The sequence below is a fragment of the Enterovibrio calviensis DSM 14347 genome (assembly GCF_000621165.1).
Classification (GTDB): domain Bacteria; phylum Pseudomonadota; class Gammaproteobacteria; order Enterobacterales; family Vibrionaceae; genus Enterovibrio; species Enterovibrio calviensis.
On sequence record NZ_JHZA01000012.1, the window covers coordinates 134,184 to 153,668 of the forward strand.

Here is a 19,485-nt window from a genome sequence, read left to right on the forward strand (position 1 = left end):
GGTTATCAGATTACAGCGACTGAATGGTGCCTTTTGGCATAACAGCAGTCACAAAATCCTTTTTGATGGTTACTTCGTTGTTGTCGCTCAGTGCGATAACAATGAAGTCGTTGTCTTCAGAAATCTTAGTGATTTTGCCAACAAGGCCACCACCAGTAAGAACTTCGTCCCCTTTACCCATAGATGCCATCAGGTTCTTGTGTTCTTTAACACGTTTTGCCTGCGGACGGTAAATCATGAAGTAGAAAATAACGGCAAACAGGCCAAGCATAATAAATAGCTGCATACCGCCACCCTGTGGTGCGCCTTCTGCTGCTGCATGAGCTTGTGAAATAAACATTCAGTCACGTCCTCGTATTAATTTGAACATTTTTAGCGATTTTGCCTCTCCGACAACGAATCATCGAAGAGGCAGAACTTCTTAGTCTTCTTTCAGCGGTGGCACTTCACGGCCACGGCGTTCGTAGAATTCTTTCACGAAGGTTTCTAATCTACCTTCGTCGATAGCGTTACGCAAACTCTCCATCAGACGCTGGTAGTAGCGTAGGTTGTGGATGGTGTTAAGACGAGCGCCAAGAATTTCATTACAACGATCAAGGTGATACAAATACGCCTTGCTGTAGTTGCGGCAAGTGTAACAGTCACACTCTGGATCCAGTGCAGTTGTGTCACTTTTATGCTTCGCATTACGGATCTTGATCACACCACCAGTCACAAACAAGTGGCCATTACGTGCATTTCGGGTTGGCATCACGCAGTCGAACATGTCGATACCGCGGCGCACGCCCTCTACCAAGTCTTCTGGTTTGCCCACGCCCATTAGGTAACGTGGCTTATCTTCTGGCAGTTTCGGACAGGTATGCTCCAGTACGCGGTGCATATCTTCTTTTGGCTCACCAACAGCCAAACCACCCACAGCGTACCCATCAAAACCGATATTGGTTAGGCCTTCAACCGACACATCACGCAGGTCTTCATAAACAGAACCTTGAATAATGCCGAACAGCGCGTTTTTGTTGCCCATTTTGTCGAAATGATTACGGCTACGTTGTGCCCAACGCAAGCTCATTTCCATCGACTTCTTGGCTTCATCGTGCGTTGCAGGGTACGGCGTACACTCGTCAAAAATCATCACGATGTCAGAACCCAAATCGTATTGGATTTCCATCGACTTCTCAGCATCCATAAACACGCGATCGCCATTCACTGGGTTACGGAAATGAACACCTTCTTCGGTGATTTTACGGGTTTTACCCAAGCTAAATACTTGGAAACCGCCTGAGTCTGTCAAGATAGGACCTTGCCAGTTCATGAAATCGTGCAAGTCGCCATGCGCACGCATGACTTCTTGACCCGGACGCAGCCACAAGTGGAAGGTGTTGCCCAGAAGGATTTGCGCGCCGGTGTCAGCCACTTCTTCTGGCGTCATGCCTTTCACTGTGCCGTAAGTACCCACAGGCATAAATGCTGGGGTTTCTACCGTACCACGTTCAAAAACTAGACGACCACGACGTGCGCGGCCTTCTTTTTTAATCAGTTCGTATTTCACGATACCTCCGAAATGCCAGATAAACAGTCTGGCGAATATGTGTCCAACACCCATAAAATTGGTATAGCGACACAGAGACAAAACTGGCTGCCAACTTAAAGAGCTGACAGCCAGTCAAAAAATTCTGCTCAATGGCATGGCGACAAAGGGCCATTGTCATTGGTATTCAGCGTCAGCCTGAGATTATACCTCAGTCTGACGTGTCACAAACATCGCATCACCGTAACTAAAGAAGCGATATTCATTATTCACCGCTTCCTGATAGGCATTCATGACATGATCGTAGCCCGCAAAAGAGGATACCAACATGATCAAGGTTGATTCAGGCAGGTGAAAGTTCGTCACCAATGCATCAACAAGCTGCCACTCATAACCTGGGTAGATGAAGATTTTCGTGTCGTTAAAGAAAGGCTTCAGTTCTGTGCCTTCTTGCTTGGCGCTTTGCGCCGCACTTTCCAACGAGCGCACGGACGTTGTACCTACCGCAATCACGCGATTCCCGCGTGCTTTAGCAGCCAACACGGCATCAACAACGTCTTGCGGCACTTCAGCATATTCAGCGTGCATGATGTGATCGTTGATATCGTCAACACGCACTGGCTGAAACGTGCCTGCACCGACGTGCAAGGTCACAAATGCGGTTTCAACGCCTTTTGCTTTCAGTGCTGCAAGCATGTTTTCATCAAAGTGAAGACCTGCTGTTGGTGCTGCTACTGCACCAGGCTTGGCGTTGTACACCGTCTGATAACGCTCTTTATCAGAGTCTTCATCAGGACGGTCAATGTACGGCGGCAATGGCATGTGTCCAACTTGCTCAAGAATATCCAACACGGCTTGCTCGCCGCTGAACCGGATCTCAAACAACGCATCATGGCGTGCCACCATTTCCGCTTCAAACTCATCATTCTCGCCAAGCAGCAATAGGTTGCCAGGTTTAGGGGATTTCGATGAACGCACATGGGCCAGAATAGATTTGTCATCCAGCACACGCTCTACAAGTATTTCAATCTTGCCACCCGACGCTTTTCGGCCATACACACGTGCAGGAATCACTCGGGTGTTGTTAAACACCATCAAGTCACCTGGCTCAACGAGGTCTAATACATCAGTGAATTGTTTGTGGTTCAATTCGCCTGTGTTGCCATTGAGGTGCAACAGGCGGCTCGACGTGCGATCCGGTTGCGGATAACGTGCGATGAGCGAATCTGGTAGGTCAAAATGAAAATCGGATACTTGCATTGAAAAAGCCCCATTCTGCAGCAGCCCGCTAGTATAGGGACACACGCTGCAATATCAAGCGAGATGGCGCTCGCTCGCCAAATTTCTGGTGAGCGAATTTGTCAGAAATTATGAAAATGCGAATCGTCTACGCACAGCGATAACACTGCCCACTAGGAGAGAGAGCCACGCTATGCCTCCTCCACCGACATCCGAAGGTGTATTGGGAGAGGGATAGACAATAGATCCATCTGGGTTTGAGTCATTCGGCGGCGCAGGCGTGGTTCTGTCAGCTCGGGAAAAAACATCACTATCAAAGGTTTCACGAGGGCGCTGATACCCCCCTTCTATTAATGCATTTATCCAATGAAAGTAATGACTGACTTGCGTAAATCCGTCTTCCGTATTTGGGTCGCCGCAACCATTGTATTTATGTCGAAAACTCACGACGCCAATAAGGCGGTAACCTCTGTCGCTATCTCCAGCATGACTTTGATCTTGCCAAACGAGTGGCCCGCCTGAGTCTCCATTGCATATGCCTGCACCTTCACGCTGATTAGCACACACGTAGGCATTGGCCTTAGCGGAGTGATAAACCCCGCCTGTCATCACCCATCGACACTGCCTGTCTTCGACACCATCTAAATAGGTGAATTGCAAATATCGACTTTGATAACCATTGGTTGAAACTCGCCCCCAACCGGAAACCAATAAGTTATGTTGAGCACCTGCAGAGAATTCAAGTTCAGCACTCGCATTCATGCTGGCATCCGCTAAGGCGATTGGCTTTGCATGTTCAGGCAATGTGTCATTGAGGCGCAGCAATGCAATATCTGCTGTGAAATTTGATGGATTGTAGTCAGGATGTATCCATAAGTTAGACGCAACGATAGCCGCCCTTCTATTTGCTGAGTCGTCGACTCCCGCTGTCACATAGACATCCGAAGCACTTAAGCCATCATCGACGCAATGCGCAGCTGTCAGCACATAGCTTGTTTCATCATCTGACGAAACAGACACCAAAGTGCCTCCGCAAAGTGTCCCTTTACTCGTTGTAACAAGCACTTGCCAAGGCACTTCTGCAATGGAAATCGTGGAGCCTTTTACAATGGTCGGCATTTTGTCATTTGCAAAGGCCAAATGACTCCCCGTAACCACCCCAATAAGCGACATACATACACTCAATAATGTCCTTGCCATTGCCACCACCCAAAAATTAGACAACCAATCAATTATTGAGAAAACGTAACAATCAAGGCGGCATTAATCACACGTTAACTGGTCAAAAACTAATCAAGTGATTCATTTATGAATCATTAGTGTCAATTATAAGTACACAGAAGAAGCGAATCGCACCGAATTAGTGCAATTATTGGATGAATTGGCAAAATGAAATGAAGGGGCAATGTACTGAGCGATGTGTTAAGTGGTAGTCAGTTTGTGAAGCAGGGTTTGCTCGCCAACACTTTTGGCGAGCAAGTTTGTCAGGCGTTATGAATAGGAGAAACGTCTACGCGCGGCAATCATGCCCGCAAAGACCAATGATAGCCAGCCGATAGAACCGCCTCCTCCGCCATCCGAAGATGAAGGCACCAAAAGTGCTGGCGGAGTGAAGCCCGATGTTGCCGTAAATATGTTGGAAGACAAACTATCTGACGGCTGAACATAGCCACCATCAATATTGTCACTAATCCAATCAAAATAGTTACTAATCTGAGTGAAACCATCTTCCGATTGCGTGTTTGCACACCCAAGTTCTCTGCTCGAGAAGCTAACGATTCCCACTGCTCGATAACCAAAATCTGCATCACTGGCGAATGAAGGGTCTTGCCATATCAATGCACCGCCCGAATCACCAGAACAAACACCCGTTGTAACCGTTTGATTTGCGCAAATCGTTGCATCTGCTAGAAACTGGCTAAAAACATTATTTGTATAGTTCCAACTACATTGCTGATCAGTAACACCCGTCAATAGCGTACGACGCAGGTAATTAGAAACCGACCCACCAGTTGTTGTTGCCCCCCAGCCAGAAACATAAAGATTATTGCTCTTGCCTGCTGAGAATTCAGCATCCAAGTCTATTTGGCCAGAAGTGCCTAATAAATCAATAGGTTTTGCGTTAGACGGCAGGGATTTAGAAAGGGTAAGAAGAGCGATATCAGCAGTGAAATTAGAGGAATCATAATTGGGGTTTACAACCAGATTGGAAAGAGTAATACCGTTCGATGCGTCTCTGGCATCATCTAAATCATCAATACCAGCATAGACCGTAATATCAGATGAGGAATGGCCTGAAACGCAATGTGCAGCTGTCAGCACATACTCGTCAGCGATTATCAGTCCACCACACACATTTTGATTGGGAGAAACCCCATCATCTATGACTAGAAACACTTGCCATGGTGCTTCGCTAATGGGCGCATAACTTCCCCCAACAATTAATGGTTGTTTGATATCTTCAGCCGCTACTCCTGCAGATCCTCCCAACATCAAAAGTGCCAGCGTTGCATTCCTTTGCCAACTTCTCATTCCTCGTCCCTCGCCAACTTTTTTTATAGTCAGCGGAGACCGTATCTCAACATTGTTTAAAGAAAAAGCGGGCAAACAAGAACATGCGGCTTTTTCTCGACTTTACACCGATAAACCAGAAATGAGTCAATCTATACTTCGAGCCATTCGACGTATTGTTGCATTCATCGCGATCTGGTCCTTTTCAGAATACGTCGTACGAGAACGTGACGACTCGTAGCCATTATCGACAACCACAGCAGAACGCCTAAACCCAGCGCACCTCCGCCACCGCCCCCATCACCCGATGAAGCGGTGACAACTTGAGAGCTATTGCTCGCACAACTGCCCGCTTGGCAACTGCTTATCCAGCTCAGGTAATTTGACACTTGCGTGTAAACATCAGGAAAGGTCGGAGAGGCACATTGGAAGTTAACCCCAAAACTGACTAAACCCACCAGCGTGGCTCCAGCATCAGAATCTGCCGCGCGCGAAGGGTCAAACCACACTAACGGGCCACCCGAATCGCCGTTACATGCACCTCGACCAGATTCTTGCGCGCAAAAATATTTACTTTCATAACCCGCAACATCCGTTATTGTTGTCCCCCAGCTAGACGCACACGCGCTGTCTGAGATCGTCGAGAGTGTGGCTTTTTGAAGGTCGTTGGTCGATGTATTGCGATTGGCATCTATGTACCCCCACCCTGTCAGCAGTAAATCTTGCTGCGATAAATCAGCGGTTGCATCCACTGCCGTTTGCACAGCGATGCTCGCCAACACAACACTTGAAGCATTGCTATGAATAGCCGAAGACAATTTGATTAATGCGATATCGTTGGCCAGCGTGGTTTTGTCATAGCTACTGTGGGCATGAATCGCGTCCACGCTAGATTGGAAAGAGGCGAAATCTGCCCCGTAGATGGTCGCGGTGCCCGTATAGACTGAGACCGAGTTTGCTGAGGCTAATGAGAAATCATCATCGTCTGCGGTATCAAGGCAATGCGCAGCCGTGAGCACCCATTCACTGCCGATCACTACGCCACCACAAAAAAAGTTGCCAATTCTTACAAACGCCTGCCAAGGCGCATCTGAAATGGCAGCATCACTTCCCCCTACCACACGAGGCTCGCGCTCCGCGCCTTGGGCAAAACAAGACAACAGTATGAGTAGCAATAAAGCAAAGTGTTTTCGCATCCCAAAAATCCTCATCACAGTTAAACGTTGATCACGCACTGACATCCGTGTTGCTACTACTGCTGATAGAAAGACAATGAGCCTTCGAAAACATGGTCACGCAAATCTTTGATTCCGGTCACCTTTCATGTGCCTCAATTTGGCTACATTCGACATATACCCTTTGTATTTGTAAGTCTTTAGGAGGTTATATGCTTACCGTCAAAGAAATGATGACACCAGAACCCATTACCTTGTCTTCTAAGCATACGATATATGACGCAAAGTGCCTGATGGATTCAAAACGAATTCGCCACATTCCTATCGTATCGGCAAGCTATGAACTAGAAGGTATAGTGACTCAACGAGACATCCTTGCAGCCCAAAGCTCTAGCCTTGAAAAGTCACTCGGTAGTGATGATCCTATGCTGGCGCCTTTATCGCGTTTCACGAAGCCGTCCTTATTTACCGTCTCGCCGTCAGCATCGTTAAAATCGGCCGCTTTGTTTATGCAGCAACACAAAATCGGGTGTTTGCCTGTCATTCAACATGACCAACTGGTCGGCATTATTACGGACTCTGACTTTATCGCCATTGCTATCAACCTACTTGAAATTCAAGAAGACGCTGAGCCCATGGAGATCGAAGAAGCCGAAGAAGAAATGGCGTAGCCGCACGATTGAGTCGCGACAATGTGGGGATTCTTCGGCATACTCGATCGCTGACACGTCAATGTGCCAAATGGACAGGCGCAGACCAAGCGAGGCCGATTGAATTATCTTGCACACCTCCATGTTGCATCACGTTGCGATAGTCAGTTGATGGGAAATTTGCTGGCAGATTTTGTGAGAGGAAAGCCTGACGGCATTTATTTGCCTGACACCGTCGATGGAATTTATCTGCATCGATTCGTGGATGGTTATATTGATGCTTTGCCGCAAATTAAAACCTGTCGAGCGCTGTTTCCAAAAGCGCTCTACCGCTACAGTGCCATTGCGCTCGATATCTTTTGGGATCACGCGCTGGTCAAACACTGGTCCGCCTTTCATGACGAGCCACTGCACAGTTTTGTAAAAGACGCTGAGACGTCCTGCCAGTTATCGATACAGAAAGAATCCGAAACACTTCCCGATCGCTTCTTGTTTATGTCAGAGAAAATGTGGCGAGAGCAATGGATCCTATCCTATGCGGATATCAACACCCTGCCTTTTGTTCTAGAGCGAATGTCGACACGTAGCCCCAGAATGGCACCTCTGGCTGATACTGCCGCAGTGCTTATCACGCATCAAGATCAACTGCTCGACGCTTTTCCCTCTATCTATCAACAAGTCTTAGATGCGGCTTCAACCTTTACGCGCACACCTAGTTAGCAGCTCCTAGTTAGGACAGTGGCAACGAAGCAAACACAAAAAAAGCGACCCGAAGGTCGCTCAAAGCGTGGATTCTAGGGCTCGATTAATGTGGCCCCTTTAGACTCGTTTTGATAACGCGTGTTGGCAACGCGTCAATTAAAACTGATCTTCTTCGGTAGACCCTGTCAGTGCCGTCACTGACGAGTTACCACCTTGAATCGTATTCGTCATGGTATCGAAGTAACCGGTACCCACTTCTTGCTGGTGCGCCACGAAGGTGTAACCACGCTCGGCAGCCGCAAACTCAGGACGTTGAACTTTCTCAACGTAGTGGCGCATACCTTCACCTTGTGCATAAGCGTGAGCCAATTCGAACATGTTGAACCACATGTTATGAATACCCGCAAGAGTGATGAACTGGTACTTGTAGCCCATGTCTGAAAGCTCTTGCTGGAAACGTGCAATCGTCTCTGAGTCCAGGTTTTTCTCCCAGTTAAACGAAGGCGAACAGTTGTATGCCAGCAGCTGATCTGGGTACTTCGCATGAATTGCTTCCGCGAATTGTCGCGCTTCTTCCAAATCAGGTTTTGCCGTTTCACACCAAATCAAGTCAGCATAAGGTGCGTAAGCAAGGCCACGAGAAATGGCTTGTTCAATGCCAGCACGTACTTTGTAGAAACCTTCTGCGGTGCGCTCACCCACGATGAAATCTTTATCGTACTCATCGCAATCAGAAGTCAGTAGGTCAGCGGCATTCGCATCGGTACGCGCAATCACAAGGGTGGTGGTGCCTGCAACATCGGCAGCAAGACGCGCTGCAACCAGTTTTTGAACGGCTTCTTGGGTAGGAACCAGCACCTTACCGCCCATGTGACCACATTTTTTCACTGATGCTAACTGGTCTTCAAAGTGAACACCTGCCGCACCCGCTTCAATCATTGAACGCATCAGCTCGTAAGCATTCAGTACGCCACCAAAGCCCGCCTCAGCATCGGCAACGATAGGCAAGAAGTAATCTGTGCCTTCTTCTGGCGTGCCGCCTTTCGACCATTGAATTTGGTCAGCACGACGGAAAGAGTTATTGATACGTTTAACCACTGCAGGAACAGAATCCACAGGGTAGAGAGATTGGTCAGGGTACATGCTAGATGCGGTGTTGTTATCAGCAGCCACCTGCCAGCCTGACAAGTAAATCGCTTCAATGCCGGCCTTCGCTTGTTGCACCGCTTGACCACCGGTCAGCGCGCCCAAACAGTTCACATACCCTTTTTTCGCAGAACCGTTGACCAGTTCCCACAACTTATCCGCACCACGCTGAGCAATAGTCTGCTCAGGGACGAAGGAACCACGCAGCGCAACAACTTCCTCTGCCGTATACGTTCGTTTTACATTATTCCAGCGTGGGTTTTCTGCCCAGTCTGCTTTCAGTGCGTCGATTTGCTGCTGTCTTGTCTTCGTCATTGTGATTCCCTCTCTCAATGTGTTCCTAAACTTGGGTTAACTCGTCTTGGGTTTAAACAAAATTTGGGGTCAAAAAGCATTCCGCTCATTAATCCAATAATTCATATCCGGATAAGGTTAAGAAATCGGCCAAATCATCACTGGTGGTCAGCTGCTCCATCATGCTGGCCGCCTGTTCGTATTTCCCTTGATTGAACACGTCTTCGCCTAGCTCGCCTTTAAGCACGGACATTTCTTCCGTTAAACACTCTCTAAAGAACGCTGCCGTGACGGTTTTGCCGTTGCTCAATGTCTTCTCATGCTTAATCCACTGCCATATCGAGGCTCTTGATATTTCTGCTGTGGCCGCATCTTCCATCAGGCCGTAAATGGGCACACAGCCATTACCTGAAATCCATGCCTCGATGTATTGCACCGCCACACGAATGTTATGGCGCATACCCTCTTCCGTTCGATCTCCCTCACAAGGGGCTACCAACTCTGCGGCGGTAATTGGCGCATCTTGCTCACGCGACACATCCAGTTGGTTCTGGCGATCGCCGAGCGCGGCATCAAACACTGCTTTTGCGGTATCCGCCAAACCTGGGTGTGCGACCCATGTGCCGTCATGACCGTTATTTGCTTCCAATGACTTATCTGTCTGAATTTTGTCGAGCACCCAAGCGTTTTTCTCAGGGTCTTTCGATGGGATGAATGCCGCCATTCCGCCCATCGCCATCGCACCGCGACGGTGACACGTTCTCACTAACAATCGTGAATACGCGTTCAAAAACGGTTTTTCCATGGTCACGGCTTGACGGTCAGGCAACACGCGGTCAGGGTGATTTTTGAACGTTTTGATGTAACTGAAGATGTAATCCCAGCGTCCACAGTTCAGCGCCACGATGTGGTCTTTCAAGTTGAACAAGATTTCGTCCATCTCAAACACTGCTGGCAAGGTTTCAATCAACACCGTTGCTTTAATGGTGCCGCGTGGCTGATTGAAGTGATCTTCTGTGAAACAGAAAACATCATTCCACCATGCTGCTTCTTGGTGTGCTTGCAGCTTAGGCAGATAGAAATAAGGACCAGAGCCACTCTCAAGCAGCGCTTTGTGGTTTCGGTAGAAATACAAGCCAAAGTCAAAAAGCGCACCGGGAATAGGCTGACCGTTCAACAGAACGTGCTTTTCTTTCAGATGAAGCCCACGAACGCGACAGATAAGCACAGCAGGATCGTCGTTTAGTGCGTATTGCTTGCCGTTAACGGGGTTTTCATAAGAGATAGTACGATTGATGGCATCGGTTAAATTGCGCTGACCATCAAGCACTGGCCCCCACGCTGGCGAAAATGAATCTTCAAAATCCGCCATGAAGACTTTCACATTGGCGTTCAGAGCGTTAATTACCATTTTGCGCTCAGGTGGCCCAGTGATCTCTAAACGGCGATCTTGTAAATCGTTTGGAATGCCACGAATTTTCCATGAATCTTCACGGATATTGGCAGTGTCGCTCAGGAAGTCAGGTAACTCCCCAGCATCAAATTTTTCTTGGCGTGCCACTCGGGCAGAAAGCAATGCAGGTACACGGTCTGCAAATCGCACGGCCAACATGTGGATGAATGAAAGCGCGTCATCGGTAAGAACATCTGATTCTTTGTCCGTGATCGGCGGAACGAATGATAGTTCCTGAGAAGCTTGCTGTGCGTGTGAATCCATAAATCGCCCTCCAATTCCATTTGTAACTAAATCACAACAATGTCAATTAACGCCTCACTGCTTCAATTGCTGCCATGTCGCCGAAACACGTCTTTAAGCTGACGTATTTAACGCGACACGTCAACACCACCAGCGGCATTAGACTTAAGTATAAAATGAGTAATATTGATAAATAACAATAATTTATGAACAAATAGAGTTTTAACTCAAAACACCAAATTAAAACAATTCTCAGATTCTTCTTCCGTTTGTGATCATTTCATCCTTTAGTGCCATTTTTGTAACCACTTACGAAATAAAATTACCAAACGACAACTATCGCAACCCAACAAAAAAGCCTGTTTTAAACGTAGCAGCAGAACCAAGAGTTTGCATAAATTCTTTTTATAACAAAAAGTTAACAATGAAGGGCGGATATCTACGCTAACAATGCTTGGCGATAAGCGCTTAATAATCATAAAAAAATATGTCTTGATATCGACAGAATTTAATTTCAGAAACGCCACGGAGTTACCACCCTGAAATCAGAGTGATCATCTGGAAAGTAAAAGTAGAACCAAACAATCAACCAAAGTTGAGATGAAATGCAATAAGAGGTAAAGAATCTAGAAAAAGGAGAGGTAATTTCATCGTTTTAAGCCAAATAACGTATGGCTAACAAATCGGTTCATCCTGTAGCCAACCGACAAATCCTTGTCAGTTGGCATATAAAGGAGGGCCATTACAGCAAGGTTTTGACCAGATCAGCCAATGCTTCGAACGTGGCTTTTCGGCTCGACGTGGGACGCCACACCAAGCCAATATCGCGATACGCTTTGCGGCCTGGCGGTTCCACGATCACGAGATCAAGGTTATCCAACAAACCGTGTTTAATCGCCATTTGCGGAATAAACGTCGACCCCAAGCCATTGGCGACCATTTGCACCAAGGTATGCAGACTGGTTGCTGAGAACGGGTTAATTTTCGCGGTTGATGTTAGTTGGCAGGCTGACACCGCATGATCGGTCAAGCAGTGTTCACGTTCGAGCAAGAAAACAGACTCGTCGGGCAAATCGGCATAACGAATAGGCACATTCACTTTATCCGCTTGTGATTTGCTCAATACCATCTTGAATGAATCAGCCCCCACAACACGGCTTTCCATCCCGCCGATATCGACGGGCAGCGCCAATATCAGCACATCCATTTCTCCGCTCTTTAAGGCTGCGAGTAAATTGACGGTGGTGTCTTCACGCAACAGCAAATCAAGCTCGGGAAAATGCTGGTTTACCGCGCACACCAAATCACACAGTAAAAACGGCGCGATTGTCGGAATACATCCCACCCGAAGCTTGCCCTGCATCGGGCTTTCTTTAACCTGAGTCAGCTCCATCAGATCTTGGCTACGCGCCAAAATCTCTCGGCTGCGCACAACAACGTCTTCGCCGATACCCGAAAAAACCAGCGTTTTGTTATCGCGCTCAATAAGCTGAGTACCAATCAGATCTTCTAAGTTCTGAATACCGGAACTTAGTGTAGACTGACTAACGAAACATTGTTTGGCCGCCTCACCAAAGTGACGCGTCTCATGCAGTGTCACGAGATAATGGAGCTGTTTGAGAGAAGGGAATTTTGTCATCGATTTTTCCGATTGCAATAATCTATTAAATTCGCTTTTTCCAATCTAACAGTTCCACTATAGTTTGTCCCGTTCATAGATGAATTAAGGCGTTAACGCCTGACAACACACAATTTAGGAGCTGAGAAATGGTACTAGTAGGCCGTCAAGCCCCAGATTTTACTGCAGCAGCAGTACTGGGCAATGGTGAAATCGTAGATAACTTCAATCTGAAAGCGTTCACCAAAGGTAAGAAAACGGTTCTTTTCTTCTACCCATTGGATTTCACTTTCGTATGTCCTTCTGAGCTGATCGCTTTTGACAAGCGCCACGCTGACTTCCAAGCGAAAGGCGTTGAAGTTATCGGTGTTTCAATCGATTCTCAATTCTCTCACAACGCATGGCGTAACACTGCTGTTGAAGACGGCGGTATCGGCCAAGTTAAATACCCATTGGTTGCTGACGTTAAGCACGAAATCTGTAAAGCATACGACGTTGAGCACCCAGAAGCTGGTGTTGCATTCCGTGGTTCTTTCCTGATTGACGAAGACGGTCTTGTACGTCACCAAGTGGTTAACGACCTGCCACTAGGCCGTAACATCGACGAGATGCTACGCATGGTTGACGCACTAAACTTCCACCAGAAAAACGGTGAAGTTTGCCCAGCACAATGGGAAGAAGGCAAAGCAGGTATGGACGCATCACCTAAAGGTGTAGCAGCGTTCCTGTCTGAGCACTCTGACGACCTGTAATATTTTTGGCTAACTGTTTCACGCAGTTTCCCCCTAACGCGTAAGCGTAAGCGTAAAGCCAAAGTCAGCATATAAAAACGAGGCCCGGACCACCGGGCCCTTTTTTTACCTAAATTTTACACCCTACCCGCTTCTCTTTCTTCGCTAACTCCATGATGATGTTCGCAGTCTTTTATTGAGGAATGCGTAATGTCTGTATTGATCGAAGTCTGTATCGATAGCCTTGAATCTCTTCCTATTGCACAAACCGCGGGCGCTGGCCGTATTGAGCTTTGCAGCTCATTGGCTACTGGCGGGCTAACCGCAAGCGCTGGCTACATGAAGCAAGCCGCTCGTGTTGCCACCATTCCTGTTTACGCGATCATTCGTCCGCGCGAAGGCGATTTTCTGTATTCAAGCCATGATGTCGACATCATGCTCGAAGACATACACACCGCAAAAAATGCCGGATTGAACGGTGTGGTTATCGGCGCACTGGCCGCTGACGGAAAAATCGATGAAGTCGCCGTAAAAGCGATGATCAGTGCCGCGTCCGGTATGGGTATCACCTTCCATCGTGCCATTGATCACTGCGTGGCCCCTTTTGATGCGCTTGAGTTTCTCATGTCCCACAACGTAGAGCGTGTGCTGACCTCCGGCCTTGCCAAGCGTGCCGATGAGAGTATTCAGACACTGAAAGACATGGTTCAGCTGACCCAAGGTCGACTCAGCATCATGCCGGGGGCTGGAGTTTCACCCGAAAATGCAAAACGCATTATCACGGAAACAGGCGCGACTGAAATTCACCTGTCAGGCAAAACCACGCGCGCATCATTGATGACCTATCGCAATGAAAAAGCCACCATGGGCAACGGCGAAAGCGACTTCGATATCACCGTGACTAGCCCTGACATCATCCAACAAACCGTGTTGGCGCTGAAATAGCCCGACAATATCTCGCTGAACAAGCACATTGATGTTGTTGGCTATAAGACAAACTCGCACTTTTCCAGACGGGGGATTGCAATGATCCCCCATCCTTCTTAGGGTGAGAAACGCCTGTTCGTTGTGCACATATCGCGAACAGGCATTCCCGCAGACAAGGAGCAGTGGCAAATGGCGAGTGCAGATACCCCAAAACATCCCCAGAAAAAACGTAAGCTGAGTAAAGAGGCCTACGAGCATAAGCTCGAGCACCTTCAAACCGAACTTGTTAAGCTTCAAGAGTGGGTGAAACAAGAAGGGTTAAAAGTCGTCGTGGTGTTTGAAGGGCGAGATGCCGCAGGGAAAGGCGGCGTGATCAAACGCATTACCGAAAAGCTCAACCCACGAGTCTGCCGTATTGTCGCTCTTGATAAACCCAGCGAGCGTGAACGCAGCCAATGGTATTTCCAACGCTATGTTTCCCACCTGCCCGGTGCGGGCGAAATCGTGCTGTTCGATCGCAGTTGGTATAACCGAGCGGGCGTTGAAAAAGTGATGGGCTTTTGCAGTGATGATGAATATGAAGAATTCTTCCGCACCTGCCCCGAATTCGAACGCATGCTGCAACGCTCAGGCATCATTTTGCTGAAGTACTGGTTTTCGGTTTCCGATGAAGAGCAAGAAAAGCGCTTCCAAGAACGTATCGACACGCCTATCAAGCGCTGGAAATTCAGCCTAATGGATTTGGAGTCTCGCAGCCGTTGGGTCGCCTATAGTGAAGCTAAAGATCGCATGTTTGCCCACACAGACACCAAAGAGTCACCTTGGTGGGTGGTAAATGCAGACAACAAAAAACGCGCCCGTCTTAACTGTATTTCTCACCTGCTCTCTAGCATCCCTTATGAGAACATTCAGTACGATGACATTGAGCTGCCTGAGATAAGCAAAGAAGGTTATGTACGTGTCCCGTTAGAAAGCCAAAGCTTCGTGCCCGACATCGCCTCTGACATGACCGAAAACAACGAATGAGAAACAGCAAATAGCCGTGTCTAGACAACAACTTGGGTAGCGTTATGCTGCCCTTTTTGTCCCGTGTGATTTCTTGCGCGCCGTTCCATCCCCCATCAATTCTATGTGCCATTTTGTGCGATTGCTTCAAATGCCAGAATGTGACACACGTCAAATTATTCATTGCGTTGTATATTCCGCAAAAAACCACTAATAACGAAGTAAAGTCATGAATAAGAAGTATATTGCCTACCTGATCTCAGCCATGACTGCTGGATTAAGCAGCTCTTTTGCGCTTGCCACTGCGATGACACCCGCGACAGCCTCAGACACCGTCTATTTCAGCCAAAAATCACTCCCTTCCGACACTCAAGGGACGCTCGCGGGCACTGTTAGCCTCGCGCAAAGTGTCATCATGCCGACCATCAATCACATTGACGGTGATCGCCAGCCTCATTTGGTGTCATTGCGCAAAGCGCTAGTGATCTTTGAACCTAGCGACACGAATGCCATCAGCGGCAATGCTGTTTCGGTATTGGTGAAAGACAGCCAAGGCAATCAAGTTCATCACGCGACCTTAAAAGCCCCAGCAGAACAACCAAAGCCGGCAGGTCAAATTGAAACAGACGTCACCATCGTAGTGCCAGATTCCTACGCACACACAATAAGCAGCAATAACACCATCGGCAGCATTGCGGGCGAGCAAGGACAAACCACCTTCAAATCCCTGATCGCCGAGCACGATTCCATTCACGTTGCCACCAGCGACGGTAACTTTGCTTACGAATTCATTCTGCCAGAAGGCGCTGAATTCACGGGCAGCATCGTCACCTTCTCCTCGCAGGCAGGCTACAACTCAACCATTCGTTATTCTCACGGCGTTGACACGTTAAGCAATGGCAACAGCATCACTTATAACAACGTCGATGGACTTTGGTACGCACAGTCTGACGTTGATTATGGCAAGCTTGCCTACAGCGACAACGCGTATACCACGGTACTGCCTGCTGAAGTGATTAAGCCGGGTTTTAGCCTAACGTTTGCTACTGGCAGCAGCGAAGGCATCGTTGAAGGCATTCAGGTTGGTGCGAGCACCACATTGATTCTTAACACCGTCGATGTGGGGTTACTGACACCACCACGCGGTGAATTCCAATTCATGGAAGATAAGAAGCTACATCGCGACTACTTCCAATCCCTGCAAATCAGCAAGCTGATTGTGAACCCCTACGCGCCCATCCACCTTGAAGAAATCATGCTGCCGGATGGTCGCCTACTGGTTGATGTCGACCCGAGTGAAGCCGATGGCTACGGCAGTGACTCTCACTATCGCATTGCGCGTGAGCTTATCTCTGCGGGCATCAACAGCGCCAACTATGGCGTAAACAGTTCATACGTGCGCGACCACGCAGCATGGAACTTCAGTGCGCCTTATCACGCTGCGCAAATCACAGTAAACAACTCGATCGGCAAATATAGCAATGGGCTGATTGCGCACGGCCTGCTGGGATCGTATGCGGGTGTGGCATCCGTTGTCAGCTCAACAGGCAATGAATTCAGCCACGAAGTTGGCCATGAATTGGGCGCGGGCATTGGCTCGGTTCACCCTGAAGCGCACTATTTGGGCGGCTTCAAAGGTTCAGTGCACAACAGCTCAACCAAAATCAACTCAACGTGGGGCTGGGATCTGTTTGAAAATACCTTCCTGCCGAACCTGAGCAAAGCGCGAAACAACGGCGCATCGTGTTATGAAGGACAATGCGCAGACCCATTCGAAGGCCACAGCTTTGGCTGGGGAACCATGGCTGGCGGTTGGCCGCTACACCCTGCTGCCAACGCCTACACGCTGCATACCCCGTATGAACTGAATGTGTTTCAGGCCCTATTGGAAAGCAAAGCCAATTTCGACGCTACGTCTCCAACCGGTTTCAGCAAGTGGGATCCAGAAAGCCTCACTATGGCACCGTGGGCAAATACTCTCACCGACGATTTGGCCTTTAACATTGTTGTCGTCAGCGGTAACAACGAGCTGAATGACTTCGATGAAAACAGCCGTCAATTCCATGAGCTGTTTGCCACCGCAGACGCAGTGCGACTCAACACGGGCAATGGCCATTGGGCGAGAGATTTCTACTTACCGGAAGATGAAAGCTTCGAAGGCAAAGTGGCGGTGTTCCGTTCTACCGCAGGCTACAACTCACACATCCACTTCGGTGACACGTCTCTGCTGCTCATCGATGGTAAGCAACATGCTTTCCGTTTCGAGGCAGGCCAATGGAACCAAGTCGATAGCAACATCATTGACGGTACCATTGATCGTGTTCCACACGAGCAAGGCGTTGCTGTGACAACAATTGTTGGCTATTACGACCCACAGAACATCTTGCCAAGTTACTTCTACCCCGCACTGAACGGCGCATACGGCGCAGTGTATGAAGACAACTTCACGCCTTCATCTTGTCAGCTTAATGTTCAGACTCACAACGATGGCACACTCACCTTTAACTTACATAACCGTCGCTTAAACGATGGCTTGATGAACCGATTCCACGTCAACGTGGCAACCGACAGTCAGCCGTATCGCGCCGAGCTTTACTGTGACAACACCTTACTCGACAGCATGACGATCACCCCGCCAACCACAGAGCTAAAAGCCAGCACCGTGACCACCGAACTTGGCGAAGCACCGACCATTCATGGCGCGGATAACATCACGCTGCAACTTAATGACCGCTTTGATCCGCTTGCAGGTGTGAGTGCTCATGACGTTGAAGATGGCGAGATCACCGCGAACATTACGATGTCAGGCGCAGTGAATACTGAACAAGCGGGTTTGTATGTGCTGACGTATACCGTTATCGACAGTAACGCACAGCAGACGAGCGTTGAGCGCGTTATCACCGTAGAAGCCAATGACGTCTGCACCGCGGATTGGCGCAAACAGGCGATTTACCTGAGTGGCGATCGCGTCGCGCATCAAGGTGTTGTGTGGCAAGCAGGATGGTGGACACAAGGTGAAGAGCCGGGAACAACGGGCGAATGGGGCGTGTGGAAGAAAGCGTCTGAGGATGTTTGCACAACGCCAGATCCTGAGCCAGAAGTGACACCACCACCGCCAGGCGAATACCCAGCCTATCAAGCGGGTTTCGCTTACCAAGCCGGTGACATGGTTGTCGGCGCGGATAACGCATTATACCAATGCAAACCGTGGCCGAATTCAGGCTGGTGCTCAAACGCCAGCTACGCGCCGGGCGTTTCTGCCTTCTGGCAAGATGCGTGGACTAAGCGCTAAAAAATAGCGCTAACCACTAGCCCAAACGAATACCAAGATAAATACCAAGACGATAACAAAAAAAGCGGTGATTTCTCACCGCTTTTTCATTGTGACTGTCGCCAGTTCAGATCTCATCTGAATCCATGAACCCCATGAACCCCATGGATTCAAATGAGATCAAATTCAATCAACAGAAAACGTTAATCTGTTTTACGTTGTGGATTCACTTTACCGCCCGTCACAGGGTCGGATTTGCCTTCCGCTTTCATGCGCTCTGCACGGCGGCGGCGAATTTCTTTCGGATCAGCCACCAGTGGGCGATAAATCTCAATGCGATCGCCATCGTGAACCAAAGCATCAAGCTTGACCAAGCGGCTAAACACGCCCACTTTATTCGTTTTCAGGTCAATCTCTGGGTAGGCGTCTAACACCCCAGAATGGCGGATGATGTCTTCCACATGCATATCTGGCGTAACAATCGCCTTAAACACACGCTGCTCATCAGGCAAGGCATACATCACTTCAATATGCAGCAATTTACCCTCACTCATACACTTCTCGCGCCCTTTGCGTAAATGCTTTTACCATGTTCAACGTTAACTCGTTAAACACCTTGCCGAATGCCATCTCCACCAAACCGTTGGTGAACTCAAAATCTAGATTTAGCTCGATTTTGCACGCATCCACATCCAGCGACGTAAAATGCCAGCCGCCCACCAATTTACGGAACGGACCATCGATCAGCTCCATCTTAATGGCCTGCCCATTCACAAGCTCATTGCGAGTGGTAAACGTTTTGCGGATGCCCGCTTTCGCCACATCCACCGACGCTGTCATCGCAATGTCACTGGCTTCTAACACACGTGAACCGGAGCAACCAGGCAAGAATGCCGGGTAGGCTTCAACATCATTCACTAACTTAAACATCTGCTCTGCACTAAACGGCACGAGTGCAGAACGGGTAATACGCGGCATACCAACTCCTCTAC

General features: G+C 48.6%; 17 protein-coding genes. 6 read left to right on the forward strand and 11 right to left on the reverse strand.

From position 1 onward, the window contains the following. Positions 1-10: 10 nt before the first annotated feature. The 6 genes from yajC to Q365_RS0112935 form a co-directional block, all read right to left on the reverse strand. Positions 11-340 (reverse strand): preprotein translocase subunit YajC, encoded by a 330-nt coding sequence (gene yajC, locus Q365_RS0112910; protein WP_028023732.1) that lies wholly within the window; start codon positions 338-340, stop codon positions 11-13. Positions 341-421: 81 nt separating this feature from the next. After that, entirely contained in the window at positions 422-1,549 is a 1,128-nt protein-coding gene (gene tgt / locus Q365_RS0112915; RefSeq protein WP_028023733.1) for a tRNA guanosine(34) transglycosylase Tgt, read from the reverse strand. A gap of 183 nt (positions 1,550-1,732) precedes the next feature. Then, positions 1,733-2,788, reverse strand: a complete 1,056-nt coding sequence (queA, locus tag Q365_RS0112920) for a tRNA preQ1(34) S-adenosylmethionine ribosyltransferase-isomerase QueA (RefSeq protein WP_028023734.1) — start codon at positions 2,786-2,788, stop codon at positions 1,733-1,735. Positions 2,789-2,896: 108 nt separating this feature from the next. After that, positions 2,897-3,967, reverse strand: coding sequence for a S1 family peptidase (locus Q365_RS25700; protein WP_081796247.1), 1,071 nt, complete (start codon positions 3,965-3,967; stop codon positions 2,897-2,899). Positions 3,968-4,258: 291 nt separating this feature from the next. Further along, entirely contained in the window at positions 4,259-5,299 is a 1,041-nt protein-coding gene (locus Q365_RS0112930) for a S1 family peptidase (protein WP_028023735.1), read from the reverse strand. Between the two features lie 164 nt (positions 5,300-5,463). Beyond that, entirely contained in the window at positions 5,464-6,474 is a 1,011-nt protein-coding gene (locus Q365_RS0112935; RefSeq protein WP_035024967.1) for a S1 family serine peptidase, read from the reverse strand. A gap of 191 nt (positions 6,475-6,665) precedes the next feature. Here Q365_RS0112935 and Q365_RS0112940 point away from each other — a divergent pair, with 191 nt between their 5' ends. Both Q365_RS0112940 and Q365_RS0112945 read left to right on the forward strand, forming a co-directional pair. Next, on the forward strand, positions 6,666-7,124 hold the full coding sequence (locus Q365_RS0112940; RefSeq protein ID WP_028023737.1) for a CBS domain-containing protein: 459 nt from the start codon (positions 6,666-6,668) through the stop codon (positions 7,122-7,124). A gap of 99 nt (positions 7,125-7,223) precedes the next feature. Beyond that, a complete protein-coding gene (locus tag Q365_RS0112945) occupies positions 7,224-7,823 on the forward strand; it encodes an acyl carrier protein phosphodiesterase (RefSeq protein ID WP_028023738.1) in 600 nt (199 codons plus the stop codon). Between the two features lie 138 nt (positions 7,824-7,961). Here Q365_RS0112945 and aceA read toward each other — a convergent pair whose 3' ends face one another. The 3 genes from aceA to Q365_RS0112960 all read right to left on the reverse strand — a co-directional run bounded on the left by aceA (position 7,962) and on the right by Q365_RS0112960 (position 12,580). Beyond that, positions 7,962-9,266 (reverse strand): isocitrate lyase, encoded by a 1,305-nt coding sequence (gene aceA / locus Q365_RS0112950; RefSeq protein ID WP_028023739.1) that lies wholly within the window; start codon positions 9,264-9,266, stop codon positions 7,962-7,964. Positions 9,267-9,354: 88 nt separating this feature from the next. Next, on the reverse strand, positions 9,355-10,962 hold the full coding sequence (aceB, locus tag Q365_RS0112955; protein ID WP_028023740.1) for a malate synthase A: 1,608 nt from the start codon (positions 10,960-10,962) through the stop codon (positions 9,355-9,357). A gap of 721 nt (positions 10,963-11,683) precedes the next feature. After that, the gene (locus Q365_RS0112960) at positions 11,684-12,580 is read right to left on the reverse strand and encodes a hydrogen peroxide-inducible genes activator (RefSeq protein WP_028023741.1); all 897 of its coding nucleotides are present in this window, start codon (positions 12,578-12,580) and stop codon (positions 11,684-11,686) included. 128 nt (positions 12,581-12,708) lie between these two features. On the opposite strand from Q365_RS0112960, the gene Q365_RS0112965 reads away from it, so the two are divergent. From Q365_RS0112965 to Q365_RS0112980, 4 genes are all read left to right on the forward strand, one after another. Further along, positions 12,709-13,311: a peroxiredoxin C gene (locus tag Q365_RS0112965; RefSeq protein ID WP_028023742.1), complete on the forward strand. Its 603-nt coding sequence runs from the start codon at positions 12,709-12,711 to the stop codon at positions 13,309-13,311. Between the two features lie 189 nt (positions 13,312-13,500). Continuing rightward, the gene (locus Q365_RS0112970) at positions 13,501-14,235 is read left to right on the forward strand and encodes a copper homeostasis protein CutC (RefSeq protein ID WP_028023743.1); all 735 of its coding nucleotides are present in this window, start codon (positions 13,501-13,503) and stop codon (positions 14,233-14,235) included. 171 nt (positions 14,236-14,406) lie between these two features. Further along, complete coding sequence (gene ppk2 / locus Q365_RS0112975) at positions 14,407-15,243, forward strand: polyphosphate kinase 2 (protein ID WP_028023744.1); 837 nt, start codon at positions 14,407-14,409, stop codon at positions 15,241-15,243. 208 nt (positions 15,244-15,451) lie between these two features. Next, positions 15,452-18,514 carry a M66 family metalloprotease gene (locus Q365_RS0112980; protein ID WP_028023745.1) on the forward strand — a complete coding sequence of 1,021 codons (3,063 nt, stop codon included), beginning with the start codon at positions 15,452-15,454 and terminating at the stop codon, positions 18,512-18,514. A 182-nt stretch (positions 18,515-18,696) separates the two neighbouring features. Here the strand turns inward: Q365_RS0112980 and Q365_RS0112985 are convergent, their stop codons facing one another. Together Q365_RS0112985 and Q365_RS0112990 are read right to left on the reverse strand one after the other, a co-directional pair. Next, positions 18,697-19,047 carry an RnfH family protein gene (locus Q365_RS0112985; RefSeq protein ID WP_028023746.1) on the reverse strand — a complete coding sequence of 117 codons (351 nt, stop codon included), beginning with the start codon at positions 19,045-19,047 and terminating at the stop codon, positions 18,697-18,699. Further along, a complete protein-coding gene (locus Q365_RS0112990) occupies positions 19,040-19,471 on the reverse strand; it encodes an SRPBCC family protein (protein ID WP_028023747.1) in 432 nt (143 codons plus the stop codon). Before Q365_RS0112990 ends, Q365_RS0112985 begins: the two co-directional genes overlap by 8 nt. Positions 19,472-19,485: the final 14 nt, after the last annotated feature.